Source organism: Streptomyces lucensis JCM 4490 (assembly GCF_014650035.1).
In the GTDB taxonomy this organism is placed as follows: domain Bacteria; phylum Actinomycetota; class Actinomycetes; order Streptomycetales; family Streptomycetaceae; genus Streptomyces; species Streptomyces lucensis.
The window spans coordinates 381,508-397,522 of the sequence record NZ_BMUE01000004.1; the positions used below are offsets into that span (position 1 = coordinate 381,508).

At 75.6% G+C, this 16,015-nt stretch carries 13 protein-coding genes; 10 read left to right on the forward strand and 3 right to left on the reverse strand.

The genetic code is table 11. From position 1 onward, the window contains the following. Positions 1 to 16 precede the first annotated feature (16 nt). The gene (locus tag IE177_RS12895) at positions 17 to 2,629 is read left to right on the forward strand and encodes a CHAT domain-containing protein (RefSeq protein ID WP_190015403.1); all 2,613 of its coding nucleotides are present in this window, start codon (positions 17 to 19) and stop codon (positions 2,627 to 2,629) included. A gap of 45 nt (positions 2,630 to 2,674) precedes the next feature. Here the strand turns inward: IE177_RS12895 and IE177_RS12900 are convergent, their stop codons facing one another. After that, on the reverse strand, positions 2,675 to 4,438 hold the full coding sequence (locus IE177_RS12900) for a LuxR family transcriptional regulator AbsR2 (protein ID WP_190015404.1): 1,764 nt from the start codon (positions 4,436 to 4,438) through the stop codon (positions 2,675 to 2,677). A 94-nt stretch (positions 4,439 to 4,532) separates the two neighbouring features. Here IE177_RS12900 and absR1 point away from each other — a divergent pair, with 94 nt between their 5' ends. After that, positions 4,533 to 5,618: a beta-glucuronidase AbsR1 gene (absR1, locus tag IE177_RS12905; RefSeq protein ID WP_190015405.1), complete on the forward strand. Its 1,086-nt coding sequence runs from the start codon at positions 4,533 to 4,535 to the stop codon at positions 5,616 to 5,618. Positions 5,619 to 5,798: 180 nt separating this feature from the next. On the opposite strand, the gene IE177_RS12910 is transcribed toward absR1, so the two are convergent. Together IE177_RS12910 and IE177_RS35385 are read right to left on the reverse strand one after the other, a co-directional pair. Further along, positions 5,799 to 6,701 carry a glutathione S-transferase C-terminal domain-containing protein gene (locus IE177_RS12910; protein WP_190015406.1) on the reverse strand — a complete coding sequence of 301 codons (903 nt, stop codon included), beginning with the start codon at positions 6,699 to 6,701 and terminating at the stop codon, positions 5,799 to 5,801. Positions 6,702 to 6,952: 251 nt separating this feature from the next. Further along, positions 6,953 to 7,075, reverse strand: a complete 123-nt coding sequence (locus tag IE177_RS35385) for a putative leader peptide (RefSeq protein WP_268253160.1) — start codon at positions 7,073 to 7,075, stop codon at positions 6,953 to 6,955. 161 nt (positions 7,076 to 7,236) lie between these two features. Here IE177_RS35385 and IE177_RS12915 point away from each other — a divergent pair, with 161 nt between their 5' ends. From IE177_RS12915 to IE177_RS12950, 8 genes are all read left to right on the forward strand, one after another. After that, complete coding sequence (locus tag IE177_RS12915; RefSeq protein ID WP_190015407.1) at positions 7,237 to 8,445, forward strand: NAD(P)/FAD-dependent oxidoreductase; 1,209 nt, start codon at positions 7,237 to 7,239, stop codon at positions 8,443 to 8,445. Continuing rightward, positions 8,442 to 8,744 carry a (2Fe-2S)-binding protein gene (locus tag IE177_RS12920; protein ID WP_190015408.1) on the forward strand — a complete coding sequence of 101 codons (303 nt, stop codon included), beginning with the start codon at positions 8,442 to 8,444 and terminating at the stop codon, positions 8,742 to 8,744. The genes IE177_RS12915 and IE177_RS12920 overlap by 4 nt, the downstream gene beginning before the upstream one ends. Next, positions 8,731 to 10,140 carry an FAD/NAD(P)-dependent oxidoreductase gene (locus IE177_RS12925; protein ID WP_190015409.1) on the forward strand — a complete coding sequence of 470 codons (1,410 nt, stop codon included), beginning with the start codon at positions 8,731 to 8,733 and terminating at the stop codon, positions 10,138 to 10,140. The genes IE177_RS12920 and IE177_RS12925 overlap by 14 nt, the downstream gene beginning before the upstream one ends. Positions 10,141 to 10,218: 78 nt before the next feature. Then, positions 10,219 to 11,115 carry a dihydrodipicolinate synthase family protein gene (locus IE177_RS12930; RefSeq protein ID WP_190015410.1) on the forward strand — a complete coding sequence of 299 codons (897 nt, stop codon included), beginning with the start codon at positions 10,219 to 10,221 and terminating at the stop codon, positions 11,113 to 11,115. 15 nt (positions 11,116 to 11,130) lie between these two features. After that, on the forward strand, positions 11,131 to 12,132 hold the full coding sequence (locus IE177_RS12935; protein WP_190015411.1) for a proline racemase family protein: 1,002 nt from the start codon (positions 11,131 to 11,133) through the stop codon (positions 12,130 to 12,132). Between the two features lie 22 nt (positions 12,133 to 12,154). Beyond that, positions 12,155 to 12,841 (forward strand): GntR family transcriptional regulator, encoded by a 687-nt coding sequence (locus tag IE177_RS12940; RefSeq protein WP_190015488.1) that lies wholly within the window; start codon positions 12,155 to 12,157, stop codon positions 12,839 to 12,841. Between the two features lie 199 nt (positions 12,842 to 13,040). Next, entirely contained in the window at positions 13,041 to 14,480 is a 1,440-nt protein-coding gene (locus IE177_RS12945; protein WP_190015412.1) for an amino acid permease, read from the forward strand. Between the two features lie 160 nt (positions 14,481 to 14,640). Then, on the forward strand, positions 14,641 to 15,975 hold the full coding sequence (locus tag IE177_RS12950) for a PP2C family protein-serine/threonine phosphatase (RefSeq protein ID WP_229816031.1): 1,335 nt from the start codon (positions 14,641 to 14,643) through the stop codon (positions 15,973 to 15,975). Positions 15,976 to 16,015: the final 40 nt, after the last annotated feature.

Here is a 16,015-nt window from a genome sequence, read left to right on the forward strand (position 1 = left end):
ACAGCGGGCCACTACCATGCGAGGCGTGACAGCGGGAAGCGAGCCGGTTCTCGAACTGCTGCCTCTGGTGTTCGCCGACCCGGGCGAGGCCCGGGCGCGCGCGGAACGGGTGCTGCACTCCGGTCCGCGGCCGTTGCACGCCAGCGTCGCCCACCAGGTGCTCGGCATCTGGCAGCGCGACTTCGGCGATCTGCGCATCGCGTTACGGCACCTGCGGCGGGCCCGTGACCTCGCCGCGCGCGCGGAGTCGGCCGACCGGGAGGCCGACGTGCTCGCGACGCTGGGGGTCGCACTGGTGCACGCGGGGCGCACGCGGCAGGGGCTCGCGGCCTTCGAGCGCGGTGTGGCACGGGGCACCGGGCACACCAGGGCCCGGGTGCTGTACCGGCGGGCGTACGTCTGGTGGGTGCTGGGACATCACCGGGAGGCGCTGGAGGACGTGCGGCGGGCGCTGCCGGTGCTGCGGCAGGCCGCCGACGACATCTGGACCGCTCGGGCGCTGACCCTGCGGGCGACCGTGCACCTGGCCCTCGGGGCGGTGGACCGGGCGGTCGCGGACTTCACGGCGGCGGAGCGGCTGTGGGACACCACCGGCCAGGAGCACGACAAGGCCGACGCGGTGGAGAGCCGGGGTCTGGCCGCGTTCCGCGCCGGGGACGTACCCGCGGCGCTGCGGCTGCTGGACGAGGCCGAGGAGCGGTACGCCAAGCTCGGCACGCCGACCTACATGCTGTCCGTGCGACGCTGCGAGGTGCTGATGGCGGCGGGGCTCGCGCCGGAGGCGCTGGCCGAGGCGGACGCGGCGACGGCGCTGCTGGACCGGACCGGCGGGCAGTCCACCCGCAAGGCCGAGCTGCTGCTCGCCGCCGCGCGGGCCGCCCGCTCGGCCGGGGACGCGCACACCGCGACGGCCCGCGCCGCCGTCGCCGTACGGCTGTTCGCGGCGCAGCGGCGGATGTGGTGGGAGACCCATGCCCGGCTGGTGCTGACCGAGGCGCGGGTGGCGGCGGGGCGGCGGTCGGGCCGGCTGGTCGCGGACGCGGCGGCGGTCGCCGGGCGGCTGGCCTCCTACGGCTCACCCGCGGCTCCCGAGGCGTCCCTGCTCGCGGGCCGCATCGCGCTGGGGCTGGGCTGGACGGCGGACGCGGAACGGCACCTGTCGGCGGCCGCCCGCAGCCGGTACGGCGGCCCTCCGACGGCCCGGGTGACCGGCTGGGCGGCGCAGGCGCTGCGGGCCCGGGCGGCCGGTTCCCGGCGTGGTGTGCTGGAGGCGTGCCGGCGCGGTCTGGAGGTGCTCGACGACCACCGGACGACACTGGGCGCCTCTGAGCTGCGGGCCCACGCGACGGCGCAGGGCGCCGAACTGGCCGCGCTCGCCCAGGAGGTGAGCCTCGCCCAGGGTGATCCCAGGCGGCTGCTGGTGTGGAGCGAGCGCTGGCGGGCGACCGTGCTGTCCGCGCCGCCGACCCGGCCGCCCGCCGATCCGGCGCTGCTGAGCAGCCTGACCGCGTACCGGGAGATCGCCGCCCGCGCGGAGGGCGCCCGTGGCGACGGCCGCCCGGTGCCCGCGCTGGAACGCGAACAGCGACGCCTGGAACGGGAGATCCGCTCGCGCACCCATCACACGCGTGGGGCGTCGCCCGGCACCGGGGACCGCTTCGACGTGGCCCGGCTGCTGGACCGGCTCGGCGACGGCCGGCTGGTCGAACTGGCGGTGGTGGACGGGCGGGTGCACGTCCTGTTGTGCGGCCGGGGCCGGGTGCGGCGGTTCGACGGCGGACCGCTGGCGGAGGCGGTGTCCGAGGCGGAGTACGTGCAGGCCGGACTGCGGCGGCTCGCGCACCCCGGCGCCGAGGCGCGGCTGCCGCTGGTGGAGGCGGCGGGCCGACGGCTGCAGGATCTGCTGCTGGGCGGGGCCGCGGCCCGGCTCGGCCCGGGCCCCGTGGTGATCGTGCCGCCGGGGGCGCTGCACCGCGTGCCGTGGGCCCTGCTGCCCGCGCTGCGGGACCGGGTGCTCAGCGTGTCCCCGTCGGCGGGCAGCTGGCTACGGGCCCGGGAGACGGAGCCGCCGTCCGAGGGCCGGGCCGTGCTGGTGCGCGGCCCCGGACTGGCGACGGGCGGCGCCGAGGTGGTGGAACTGGCGGACCGGTACGGCACGGCGACGGTCCTGGAGGGGGACGAGGCGCAGGTGCCCCGGGTGCTGGCGGAACTCGACGGCGCCGGCCTCGCGCATCTCGCGGCGCACGGCACGTTCCGCGCGGACAGCCCCCTGTTCTCCGCGTTGCGGATGGCCGACGGCCCGCTGATCGTGCACGACTTCGAGCGGCTCGCGCGCAGCCCGTACCGGATCATCCTGTCCAGCTGCGACACCGCCCGTCTGGCCTCGGTCGGCGCCGACGAACTGCTCGGCCTGGTCACCGCGTTGCTGCCGCTGGGCACGGCCGGCGTGGTGGCCAGCAGCGCACCGGTGAACGACGCCGCCGTGGTGCCGCTGATGCTCGCCCTGCACAAGGGGCTCGGCGCGGGCCTGTCCCTGGCCGAGGCCCTGCGCGACGCCCGCGCCGCACTCCCCGGCGACGCGCTGCACCAGGCGACGGGCTGGGCGTTCGCCGCGTTCGGGGCGGCGTGAGCGTGCGTCGCGCGGGGGCGGCCGGGACGCTGGACCCGGGCGTCCCTACGCCGACTCCGCGACCGGAGGCTCCACCAGGTGTGGCAGTGCCCCACGGTCTCCCGTGCCGAGCCGCGTGTACGCGCTGTAGAGATGGTTGCCCACCGTCCGCACCGACAGGGTCAGCCGCTGGGCGATCTCCCGGTTGCTCAGCCCCGCCGCGGCGAGCGCGACGACCTGCCTCTGCCGGACGGTGAGTTCGCCGAGGACGAGTCCGGACAGCACGGGTGTGCGGGCCCCCTGGCAGCGGCGGGCGAGGGCGACCGCGCGAGTCCGGGAGAGCCGCGCGGCACGCGGATCGCGGTGCGCGCGTACGGCCTGGGCGTGGGCCTCGGCCGCGAACAGCAGGAAACCCCGCTCCTCCAGGGCCTCCGCGGCCCGGTCGAGGCCCGGCCCGTCACCGTGGGCGAGCGCGTCGGCGTGCCGGGCGAACACGCTGCCGGCCGGGAGCCGCCCGGCCACCCGCTCGGGGGCGCCCAGGCGTACGGACTCGTACAGCGCGTGGACGTCGTCCCCGGCCACGTCGCGACCGGCCGCCGCCCTCGGGTCGCCCGCGTCGGCCGGTCCCGCCAACTGGTCCTCCGAAAGGGCGAGTTCCCTGCGGCATGCGGGGTCGACCGGTGCCTGTCGCAGGCCCTCCCGGGCCCACGCCGCCGCCTCCCGCAGTTCGCCGCGCAGGCGGGCGTACCTGGCCCGCACGGCGGCGTATCCGGCGGGCAGCGGGACGCCCTCCGCCACCGTCCACTCCCCCACCCCGGTGGGCACCGGCCGGACGTCCAGCTGCTCGATCCGCCGGGCCAGCGTGCGCTGTTCGGCGGCGAGGGCGGGACCGCGGCCCCCCGGGGACCCGGTCAGCCGGCGGGCCCGCAGCCGGCCCGTCATGGCGCGCAGGGCCGGACCGTGCAGGGGGTGGGCGAGGGCGACGGCGCCGTGGTCGTCCACCTCGATCAGGCCGTCCGCCTCCAGGCGTTCGAGGACGTCGAGGCCGAGATCGTCCAGGCGCAGCGGCAGGGGTTCGGCGAAGGCGAGGCGTTCGAGGACGTCGCGTTCACCCGGGCCGCAGCGCGCGAGGACCGGGGCGAGGCGCTCGCGCACGGCCGGGGTGACCGGCAGCCCGCCCCGCCAGGCGCGCTCGCCGGTCCCGGGGACGGCGGTCAGCCGCCCGGCGGCGCCGAGCGCGGTCACCAGGTCGCGCAGCAGCCGCAGATCGCCCCGGCACAGGCGGTGCAGGCGGCCGGCGGTGAGGGGTTCGAGCCGGGCGGCGGCGAGCAGGCGGGCGGTGTCCTCCCGGGGCAGCGGGGCGAGGGCCAGCCGGGGCAGCAGCTCACCGGTCCACAGCCGGGACACCGCGCCCGGCACGGGCGCCTCGTCCACCGCGGTCACGACCAGGCGGGTGCGCGCGTGGGCGGCGAGCTGGTGGACCAGGGCCGCGGAGGCCTCGTCCAGCAGATGGGCGTCGTCGACGACGAGCAGCCGTACGCCGGACAGCACCCGGACGGCCTGGTGCGGTACGACGGTGTCCGGGAGCAGGTGCGCGAACGCCGCGAAGGGCAGGTTCCGTGCCTCGGGGGTGCCGGTGACCCGGACGTGGTCCGTGTCCCGCAACGCCTCCTCGATCAGCCGGGTCTTGCCGAACCCGGCCGGGCCGGTCACCGCGATGCCGTGCCGACCGGCGGCCGACGCGGCGCGCACCAGCTCGAGTTCGTCCTCGCGGCCGGTGAACGGCCACGGCGTCCCGCAGGTCTTCGCATCCTGTTCGAGTGTCCTCACGTCATCCGGAGCGTGTCTACTCAGGTTTGATACAGGTGGACTTGAGTAGTCCCCGACTCAGGCGCCGGCACGGGCGGACGGGCACGCTGGCCGCATGACCCGACGCCTCTGCTCGCTACCGCGGCAGCCGGCTCCGTCGTTCCCGGCGGGGCTGACGGCCGAGCGGCTGGGCGCGCTGCTCGCCGGCCGGCGCATGTGGGTCAACGGCACGGTCCTGCACTACTGCTTCCTGGACGCCGGTTCCGACGCCTCGGTGATCCCGGTCCCCGGAACCGGGGACCTGCGCCGGGTGCCGTGGGCCGGTGGCACGGAGCAGCGGGACGTGGTGCGCGAGTGCTTCCGCGAATGGCAGGGCCTCGGCATCGGCGTCACCTTCGCCGAGGTCGGCGACCGGTGCGAGGCGGAGCTGCGGATCGGCTTCCAGGCCGGTGCCGGTTCCTGGTCGGCGCTGGGGCGGGAGGCGCTGGCGGTCGGCCGGGGCGAGCGCACCATGAACCTCGGCTGGGACGTCGCCGCGCCCGGGGAGCGCGGCGCCGTCCTGCACCAGATCGGGCACGCGCTCGGCCTGGCGCACGAGCACCAGAGCCCGTTCGCCGGGCTGCACTGGGACGACGAGGCCGTGTACGCCGAACTGGCGGGCCCGCCGAACTTCTTCAGCCGGGAGACGACGTACACGAACGTCCTGCGGACACTGGACGCCGGCGAGGCGGGGGGTTCCGTGTGGGATCCGCAGTCGGTCATGGCGCTGCCGCTGGGGCCGGGGCTCGTGCTGGAGCCGGAGCAGTACCGCGGGGGGCTGCGTCCGTCCGGCACGCCGTCCCCGGCCGACAAGGAGCTGGTGCTGCGCCGGTACCCGCCCGCCGGTCCCGAAGGGGCGGCCACGCTGGTGCCGTTCCGGTCGGTGCCGCTGGGCCTGGGTCCGGCTGAGCAGGCCGACTTCGTCGTGGAGCCGCCGGAGACCCGCGACTACACCGTGGGCACCTTCGGCGACGCCGACACCGTGCTCGTGGTCTTCGAGGAGCGCGACGGGGAACCGCGCTTCCTCGCGGGCCACGACGACGGCGGCGGCCCGGGCAACGCCGTTGTCGGGGTGCGGCTCGTCAAGGGCCGCCGCTACTTCGTCCGCGTCCGTCTGTACTCCGCGTGGGGGTCGGGGCAGACGGCGGTCATGTGCTGGTGACGGCACGGGGACGGCGGCAGGTCACGGTCCGGCGCCGGGGGAGCGGCCGCGGGCGTCACCCACGGGGGAGGTGACGCCCGCGGCCACGCCGTGCGCCCGCGCCCACCGCCGGTGGGCCGATGGGCCGACGGGCCGATGGGCCGACGGGCCGATGGGCACGACGCCGGGCGCGGCGGTGGGTCACGAGCCGTCCGAAGGCGGCCGGGGAACGTCCTGGACAGCCGCCGCGTGGCCGGCCCAGTCCAGGATCTGCACGGCCGCGCCCGCGGCCTCCAGACCCAGGCAACGACCGTGGTGTCGGCGGGAGATGCCGTCGAGGTCGAGGTGGCGGCCGAAGTCGGGGCGGGCGGCCAGGCGGCGGGCGTGGGCCCACAGGGCGCGGTGGTCGGCGATCCGGTGCACGGCGGAGGCGTCGAGGTGGCAGCGGTGCACGGTGTCCAGCTGGACGAGCGCCACCCACAGCTCGATGTCGGCGGCGGTGAGCCGGTCGTCGACCAGATACTCCTCGCCGGTCAGCCGCCGGTCCAGCCGGCCCAGCGTGTCGAGCAGCACGTCCAGGGCGGCGGCCCGCTCGGCCGGGCCGGCACCGGCACGTCCGGCGCGCTGTGCGGCCTCCTCGACGCCCTCGGCGCACATCCGCTCGACGGCCTCGATCACGGACTCCGTTCCGCGGGGGTACAGGGAGGTGCGGCCGGCGGCCGGGAAGCGGTCGAGGTCGCGCAGGATGTCGGGGGCGTGGGTGCTGACGATGCGTCCTGACCAGTCGTCGCTGAGGACGGGCGCGAGGGCGGGGCCGGTGTAGTGGTGGGCGCTCGCCTCGTACAGCGGACGCAGCGCCGCGTGCCCGCCGGCGGGGCAGTCGGGGACGGCGGGCAGGTGGGTGACCGGACAACTCCCGCCGAGGCCGAGGAGGCTGTGTCCGACGGCGAGGCGCAGCCCGTCGGGGCAGGCGGTCGAGAGGTGGAGCCGGTAGCGGTGGGGCACGGCGTAGTGGCCGCTGCGTGCGTCCTGTCCGATCCGGCCCCGGAAGAAGGGGGCGGTGCGGCGGACGTCCGGGACGGCGGCGAGCGGAGTGGTGGACATGCGTCTCCCCTGGTCGTGGGCTACGGGCGGGCGCGCCGACGGGCGTCGTCGGCGGACTGGGACGGAGGATGGCGAAGGAAGGGGAAGGAAGGGGAAGGAAGGGGAAGGAAGGCCGAGGAAGGCCGTGGAGGGCGGCAAGGGGAGGCAGTCGGTGAGGCCGGTCGCCGGAGCTGCTCATGGCCTGGCCGGCGAGAGCCGGTCGCCGGGGATCCGGTCGCCGGGAGCCAAGGGCGGGGGGCGGGAAGCCCCCGTCAGCGCGAGGCGCCGATCGCGCTGCAGACGCGCAGCAGGTCGATGTGACGGCGGGAGGTCAGCAGTAGCGCGCGGAACGGCGTTCGGCCTGCTCGGCCGGTGACCGTTTCACGCCATGCCATGGTTTCCTACCCGTTCACTGGGATTCTTTCACCGAGTGTCGTTCCGGCGCCCCGGGACGTCAAGGGGGCGTCCATGTCCGGACTCCGGGCGGGTGAGAAGAGGAGCGGCGAAGGATGCGCCGGGTCTCCTCAGCGAGTGGAACATGTGACATAGTACTGACGTGGCGAAGCGACTGACCTGCGATGTCGTGGTCGTCGGAGCCGGGATGGTGGGCGCGGCGTGTGCCCTGTACGCCGCCCGGGCCGGCCTCGACGTACGTGTGGTGGACCGGGGCGCGGTCGCCGGCGGCACCACCGGCGCCGGCGAGGGCAACCTGCTCGTCTCCGACAAGGAGCCCGGCCCCGAACTGGAACTGGCCCTGCTGTCCGCCCGGTTGTGGTCGGAACTGGCGGAGGAGCTGGGCGCGGCGATCGAGTACGAGTCCAAGGGCGGCCTGGTGGTGGCCGCTGCGCCGGACGCCCTGGCCGCGCTCCGGGACTTCGCCGCCGGACAGCGGTCGGCCGGGGTCACGGCCGTACCGGTCGGCTCCGGAGAACTCCGGGAAATGGAACCGCACTTGGCCTCCGGCATGGCCGGTGGCGTGCACTATCCGCAGGACGCCCAGGTCATGCCGGCGCTCGCCGCCGCCCACCTGCTCCACGCCTGCGGAGCGCCCGTGCACACCGGGTGGACCGTGACCGGGGTGGTGCGCGCGGCGGACGGCGCGGTGCGCGGCGTCCGCACCGACCGGGGCGACATCCACGCTCCGGCGGTGGTGAACGCGGCCGGCACCTGGGGCGGCGACCTGGCGTCGCTCGCGGGCGTCCGGCTCCCGGTACTCCCCCGGCGCGGCTTCGTGCTGGTCACCGAGCCGCTGCCGCGGATGGTGCGGCACAAGGTGTACGCCGCCGACTACGTGGCCGACGTGGCGAGCGACTCGGCCACCCTGCGCGCCTCGCCCGTCGTGGAGGGCACGGCCGCGGGACCGGTGCTGATCGGCGCGACCCGGGAACGGGTGGGCTTCGACCGTTCGTTGTCCCTCGCGGCGGTACGGGCGCTGGCGGCCGGCGCGATCGGGCTGTTCCCGTTCCTGGAACGGGTCCGCGCGCTGCGGACGTACGCGGGCTTCCGGCCGTACCTGCCCGATCACCTTCCGGCGATCGGCCCCGACCCCCGGGTGCCAGGTCTGTTCCACGCCTGCGGGCACGAGGGCGCCGGGATCGGACTCGCCCCCGGCACCGGGCAGTCGATCGCCCGGGCGCTCACCGGGAAGGCGCCGGAACTGAACCTCACGCCGTTCCGCCCCGAGCGGTTCGACACAGACACCGACACGGGCACAGGAACCGGCACGGACACGGACACGGACACCGACGGAGGCGACACCCCGTGAATCCCTTGGAGTTGACCGGGGCCCGGCCGGGCGAGGCGTTCACCGTCGCCTTCGACGGCCGGCCCCTGCGGGCCCTGCCGGGCCAGACGGTCGCGGCGGCACTGTGGACGGCGGGCGTGACGTCCTGGCGCAGCACGCGCGGCGCGGGCCGGCCCCGCGGGGTGTTCTGCGGGATCGGCGTGTGCTTCGACTGCCTGGTGACCGTCAACGGCAGCCCCAATCAACGGGCCTGCCTGGTGCCGGTGCGGCCGGGCGACGTGATCCGCACCCAGGAGGGGACGGGCCGTGACGACGGCTGAGCGGCCGCGCCTCGCCGTCGTCGGGGCGGGACCGGCCGGCCTCGCCGGAGCCCTGGCGGCAGCCGCGCGGGGCGTCCAGGTGACCCTCGTCGACGCGGCCGACCAGCCGGGCGGGCAGTTCTACCGCCAGCCCGCCCCGGGCCTCGGGGCACGCCGGCCGCAGGCGCTGCACCACCAGTGGCGCACCTTCGAGCGGCTGCGGGACGGACTGGAACGGCACCGTGCCGCCGGGCTCATCACCCACCTGGCGGACCATCATGTCTGGTGCGTGGAGCGGGAACCGGGCTCCGGCGCGCTCTCGGTCCACGCACTGCGCGGCCCAGCGCAGGAGCAGGGCGTCACCGTCCGCGCCGACGCCGTCCTGCTCGCCACCGGCGGTTACGAACGCGTCCTGCCCTTCCCCGGCTGGACGCTGCCCGGGGTCGTCACGGCGGGCGGCGCGCAGGCCATGCTCAAGGGCGGTCTCGCGCTGCCCGGCCGCACGGCCGTCGTCGCCGGCACCGGGCCGCTGCTGCTGCCCGTGGCCACCGGACTCGCCGCGGCCGGCGTCCGGGTGGCCGCGCTGGTGGAGTCCGCCGACCCCGCGGCGCTGCTGCCCCGGGCGCGGGCCCTGGCCGCCCGCCCCGGCAAGCTCGCCGAGGGCGCCGGGTACGCGGCCCGGCTGCTGCGGTACGGCGTACGCGTCCTGCCCCGGCACACCGTGCTGGAGGCGCACGGCACCGACCGGCTGGAGGCGGTCACCCTCGCCTCGCTCGGCCGTAACGGCCGCACCCGGCCCGGCAGCGCCCGCCGCATCGCGTGCGACACCCTCGCCGTCGGCCACGGCATGCTGCCGCACACCGACCTCGCCGGCACCCTCGGCTGCACCCTGTCGGGCACGGACGTACGGGTCGACGACGAGCAGCGCACCGACGTGCCCGGAGTCTGGGCCGCCGGGGAGACCACCGGTGTCGGCGGCGCGGCCCTCGCGCTCGCCGAGGGGCACATCGCCGGACGTTCGGTCGCCGCCCGCCTGGGCGGCACCGCCCCCGACCCGCGGCGGTGGGCCGCCGCCGCACGGGCCAGGGCCCGGCAGCGGGCGTTCTTCGCGGCGCTCGACGCGGTGTACGCGCCGCCGGCCGCCTGGGCGGACGCCGTCCCGGACGACACGGTGGTGTGCCGCTGCGAGGAGGTCACCGCCGGCGCCGTCCGTACGGCCGCCGGCCCGCTCGGCGCCTCGGACCCGCGCGCCGTCAAGCTGCTCACCCGGGCCGGGATGGGCTGGTGCCAGGGCCGCGTCTGCGCGCCCGCCGTGGCGGCACTGACCGGCTGCCCGCTCGTCCCGGAGCGCCGGCCGTTCGCCCGGCCGGTTCCTCTCGGCGTGCTGGCCGCGCTGCCCGAGCCGCCACCCGGCTGAGACCGGTCCGCCGAACCCTCCGCACGGCCCCGCGAGACCCGGTGACATGTCACACCCTACCGACAGGAGACATTCGCGATGCCCCACCCTCAGCACCGCCCCTGGCGCGGCGTCCTCGTCGCCACCGCCCTTCCCTTGCGCGCCGACCTCTCGATCGACTACGACCGCTACGCCGAGCACTGCGCCTGGCTGGTCGGCAACGGCTGCGACGGTGTCGTGCCGAACGGCTCGCTCGGCGAGTACCAGGTGCTCACCCCCGAGGAACGCGCCCGGGTGGTGGAGACCGCGGTGGCCGCGGTCGGCGGCGAACGCGTGATGCCGGGCGTCGCCGCGTACGGGTCGGCCGAGGCCCGGCGCTGGGCCGAGCAGGCCGGCGAGGCGGGCTGCGCGTCGGTGATGCTGCTGCCGCCCAACGCCTACCGTGCCGACGAGCGGTCCGTCGTCGCCCACTACGCGGAGGTGGCGAGGTCCGGCCTGCCGGTGGTGGCGTACAACAACCCCGTCGACACCAAGGTCGACCTGGTGCCCGAGCTCCTCGCCCGGCTGCACGCCGAGGGGCACGTCCACGGCGTCAAGGAGTTCTCCGGTGACGTGCGCCGCGCCTACCGCATCGCGGAACTCGCCCCGGAACTCGACCTCCTGATCGGCGCCGACGACGTCCTGCTGGAACTGGCCGTCGCGGGCGCCAAGGGCTGGGTGGCCGGTTACCCCAACGCGTTCCCCCGGGCCTCGGCGGAGCTGTACCGTGCGGCGGTGGCCGGTGACCTCGGCACCGCGCTCCCCCTGTACCGGCGGCTGCACCCGCTGCTTCGCTGGGACTCACGGGTGGAGTTCGTGCAGGCGATCAAGCTGTCCATGGACGTCGTCGGGCGCCACGGCGGCCCGGTGCGCCCGCCGCGCCTCCCGCTGCCGCCCGAGCAGGAGGCCGCGGTCCGCGCGGCCACCGAGAAGGTCCTCGCCGCGGGACTCGTCTGACCAGGAGGCCGTACCGTGCGCAGCACACTCGTCCTGCACGCCGTGGACTCGCACACCGAGGGCATGCCGACCCGCGTGATCACCGGTGGGATCGGCACCGTGCCCGGTGCGACGATGAACGAGCGGCGGCTGCACTTCCGCGAGCACCGCGACGACGTCAAGCGGTTGCTGATGAACGAGCCGCGCGGCCACTCCGCGATGAGCGGCGCGATCCTGCAGCCGCCGAGCCGCCCCGACTGCGACTGGGGCGTGATCTACATCGAGGTCTCCGGCTACCTGCCGATGTGCGGTCACGGCACGATCGGGGTCGCCACCGTACTGGTCGAGACGGGCATGGTGGAGGTCGTGGAGCCGGTGACCACCATCCGGCTCGACACCCCGGCGGGGGTGGTGGTCGCCGAGGTGGCGGTGGAGGACGGCGCCGCCCGGAACGTGACCCTGCGCAACGTCCCGTCGTTCGCCGTAGCCCTGGACCGCCGGATCACCCTCCCGGACGGCCGCACGGTCGCCTACGACCTCGCCTACGGCGGCAACTTCTACGCGATCCTCCCCCTCGACTCCTTCGGGCTGCCCTTCGACCGCTCCCGCAAGGACGACATCCTCGCGGCCGGCCTGTCCCTGATGCGGGCGATCAACGCCGAGTCGGAGCCGGTGCATCCCGCGGACCCGTCCATCCGCGGCTGCCACCACGTGCACCTGTACGCGCCCGGCGCCACCGCCCGGCACTCCCGCCACGCGATGGTCATCCACCCGGGCTGGTTCGACCGCTCCCCGTGCGGCACGGGGACGAGCGCGCGCATGGCGCAGCTGCACGCGCGCGGCGAACTCCCCCTGCACACCGAGTTCGTGAACGAGTCCTTCATCGGCACCCACTTCACCGGGCGGCTGCTGGGGACGACGGAGGTCGCCGGTGTCCCGGCGGTGCTGCCCGCCTTCACCGGCCGGGCCTGGATCACCGGTACCGCGCAGTACCTGCTGGATCCCACCGACCCCTTCCCCGGAGGCTTCGTCCTCTAGACTCACCCCGGTGACGCGTGACATGGCACAGGAAGCCCGCGATACGGACATGCCCGCGCTCCCCCGGCTGGACGGCCGGCGGAGCAGCTACCGCGAACGGGTCGCGGACGCGCTGCGCGCCGCCCTGACAGCCGGCGAGCTGCGGCCCGGCCAGGTCTACTCGGCGCCGTCGCTCGCCGCCCGCTTCGGTGTCTCGGCGACGCCGGTGCGGGAGGCGATGCTGGACCTGGCCAAGGAGGGACTCGTCGACACGGTGCCCAACAAGGGCTTCCGGGTCACCGCCGTCACCGACCGGCAGCTGGACGAGTACACGCACATCCGCGCGCTCGTCGAGGTCCCCACCGTGGTGGAGCTGGCCCGCACGGCCGACCGCGTGTCGCTGGAGGCGCTGCGCCCGGCGGCCCGCGAGATCGTCACCGCCGCGGCGGCGGGCGACCTGGTCGCCTACATGGAGGCCGACACCCGCTTCCACCTCGGCCTGCTGGCCCTGGCGGGCAATGCCCACCTCGTCGAGGTGGTCGCCGACCTGCGCAAACGCTCCCGTCTCTACGGGCTGACGGCGCTGGTGGAGGCGGGCCGGCTGCTGCCCTCCGCCCAGGAGCACCTCGACCTCCTCGACGCACTGCTCGCCCGCGACGAGAAGGCCGTGCACGAGATCATGACGCGGCACCTGGGGCACGTACGCGGCCTGTGGGCGTCCACCGGCTGATCTCGGGCGCCCCGGCGCACCCGCCCCGGCGCCACAGGACATCCCACGCCGAGCGGACCCCGGCACCGCGCTTTTTCGCGTGATCAGGCGGACCGCACAGGACAAAAAGCGGCGATTTTGTGTCAGATCGACGCATCCCCGACCATGGACCGGTCCCGGCGATCCCGGGAACGTCAGTTCCATGAGAGGCGCACCACCCATGCACAGCACCGGAACCGCCACACCTCCGGCTCCGGCCCCCGAGGGCGACCACGCGGTTCCCGTCGGAGACCTCCACGACACCACACGCGCCGAGGACGGCGACAGCGGCGCCGGCAGGCACGCCCGCCGGTTCGGCCTGCCCGTCGCCACCGCCCTGGTCATGGGCAACATCATCGGCGGCGGCATCTTCCTGCTGCCCGCCTCCATCGCCCCCTACGGCACGGTCAGCCTGGTCGCCTTCGGCGTGCTGACCGTCGGCGCCATCGCCCTGGCCCTGGTCTTCGGCCGGCTCGCCGCGCGCGACCCCCGTACCGGCGGTCCGTACGTCTACGCCCGCGGGGCCTTCGGCGACTTCGCCGGGTTCCTCGCCGCGTGGGCGTACTGGATCACCACGTGGGTGTCGAACGCCGCGCTCGCCGTCGCCGCCGTCGGTTACCTCGACGTGCTGATCCCGGTGCGGGGCCACGCCTGGACGGCGTGCCTGGCCGCGCTCGCCCTGCAGTGGGTGCCCGCGCTCGCCAACTTCGCCGGCACCCGGTACGTGGGCGCCGTGCAGCTGGTGTCCACGGTCCTGAAGTTCGTCCCGCTGCTGCTCGTCGCGGTGGGCGGCCTGTTCTTCTTCGACCCGTCCCGGCTCGGCCCGTTCAACTCCAGCGGTCACGGCGCCATCGGCGCGGTGTCCGCTTCGGCCGCCCTGCTGCTCTTCTCCTACCTCGGTGTGGAGTCCGCCGCGGTCAGCGCGGGCGAGGTACGCGACGCCCGCCGCAACGTGGGGCGCGCCACGGTCATCGGCACCGCGGGCGCGGCGCTGGTCTATCTGCTGGGCACCGTGTCCGTCTTCGGCACGGTCGCGCACGACCGGCTGGTCGCCTCCACGGCGCCGTTCTCGGACGCCGTGAACACGATGTTCGGCGGCAGCTGGGGCGGTACGGCGGTGGCGCTCGCCGCGCTGGTGTCGATGACCGGCTGCCTCAACGGCTGGACGCTGCTGAGCGCCCAGACGCCGTACGCCGCGGCGAAGGACGGCCTGTTCCCGGCCGCGTTCGCGCGCCGCCGCCGGGGCGTGCCGACGGTCGGCGTCGCCGTGACCGTCGTCCTCGCCTCCCTGCTCACCGCCTACAACTACTTCTCGGGCTCGGGGAAGGTCTTCGAGGTCCTGGTCCTCGTCACCACGTTCACCGCGACCGTGCCGTACCTGCTGGCCACCGCCGCGCAGATCTTCCACCTCGTCCTCGGCCGCGGTCCGGTCGACCGGGCCCGTCTCACCCGGGACGGTGTGGTCACCGCGGTGGCGGCCGCCTTCTCGGTCTGGCTGATGGCGGGCGCCGGGTACGCGGCGGTGTACCAGGGCGTGCTCTTCCTGTTCGCCGGGGTCATCGTCTACGCGGTGATGGCGGCGCGACGGCAGCGGGGCGGGACGGCGACGGACCGGGCGTGAGTGCGGGCACCGCCCCCGACCGCCGCGGGAGCAGGCGGTCCGCCGGGCGGCGCCGATGTCACAATCGGAGACGAGGGTCGTTTCAGGAGGTCGGAATGGACCGCTCACGCGAGGGACCGTACGCGGTCGGGGCCGGCCGTCAGGGCACCGGACGCTCCTGATGGCGACGGGCAAGGGAGGGAGACGACCGGGTCAGTCGCAGCTGCCCGACCTGCACATGCGGCTGCGTTCGGAGCTGGGCCGGATCGACGACCAGCTGCTCTCCCTGATGTCGTCCATGGACCGGCTGCAGGGCCTGCTCGACGCGGTGGTGGCCATCAGCCGGGAGGTGGAGCTGCCGGCCGTGCTGCAGCGCATCGTGACCACCGCGATGGACCTGGTCGGCGCCCGCTACGGGGCCCTGGGCGTGCTCGACGACTCCGGGGAACGCCTGGAGCAGTTCATCACGGCGGGCCTGTCGGAACGGGAACGCGTCGCTCTGACCGACACGGGGATGCCCCGCGGGCTGGGTGTCCTCGGCCATCTGATCCGCTATCCCGAGCCCCTGCGGATCGACGACATCCGGGCCCATCCCTCCTCCGCCGGATTCCCGCCCGGCCACCCGTGTCTGCGCACCCTGCTCGGCGTCGCCATCAGCGTGCGCGGCGAGATCTACGGTGATCTCTACCTCTCCGAACGGCGCGACGGGGAGCCCTTCGACCTGCACGACGAGAACGTCCTCGTGGCCCTGGCCAGCGCGGCCGGCATCGCCATCGAGAACGTCCGCCTCTTCGAACGGGTCCGCGTGGGAGCCGAGCAGTTCCAGCGGCTGCTGCTGCCCACCCTGCCCGATCTGCGGCCCTTCACCGCCGCCGCCATCTACCGGCCCGCGGCCGAGCCCAGCAAGCTCGGCGGCGACTGGTACGACGCCGTCCTGCTGCCCGACAACGTCGTGGCGGTCGTCATCGGCGACGTGGTCGGACACGATCTCGAGGCCGCGGCCGCCATGGCCTCCACCCGCAACATGCTGCGCGCGCTGCTGTTCGACCAGAGCAACGGGCCCGGCGCGGTCCTCGCCCAGCTAGACCGGACGCTGGAGGCCATCACGAACCAGCCCGTCACGACCACCACCCTGGCCCGCATCGAGCCGGACGGGCCCGGCTGGCGGCTCCGCTGGAGCACCGCGGGGCACGTCCCGCCCCTGCTGGTCACGGGCGAGCGGCACGCGGCCTACCTGCTCGCCGAGCCCGGACTGCCGCTCGGCGTCGACGTCGGGCAGCCCCGCCCGGACCACTCCCGCCCGCTGCCCCCCGACGCCACCCTGGTCTTCTTCACCGACGGGCTGGTCGAGCGTCCGGACCTCCCCATCGACGCGAGCCTGGACCAGCTCGCCGGGCTCGCCGCGGCGCATGCCGCCCTGCCGCTGCCGGAGTTCGTCCGGACGCTGGCCGATCAGCACCCGAGCGACGGTCACGACGACATGGCCATCCTCGCCGTGCGCACCCCGCGCGCCTGACCCCGCCGTCCGGGCCCCGCCGTGCCGCGCCCGGCCGTGC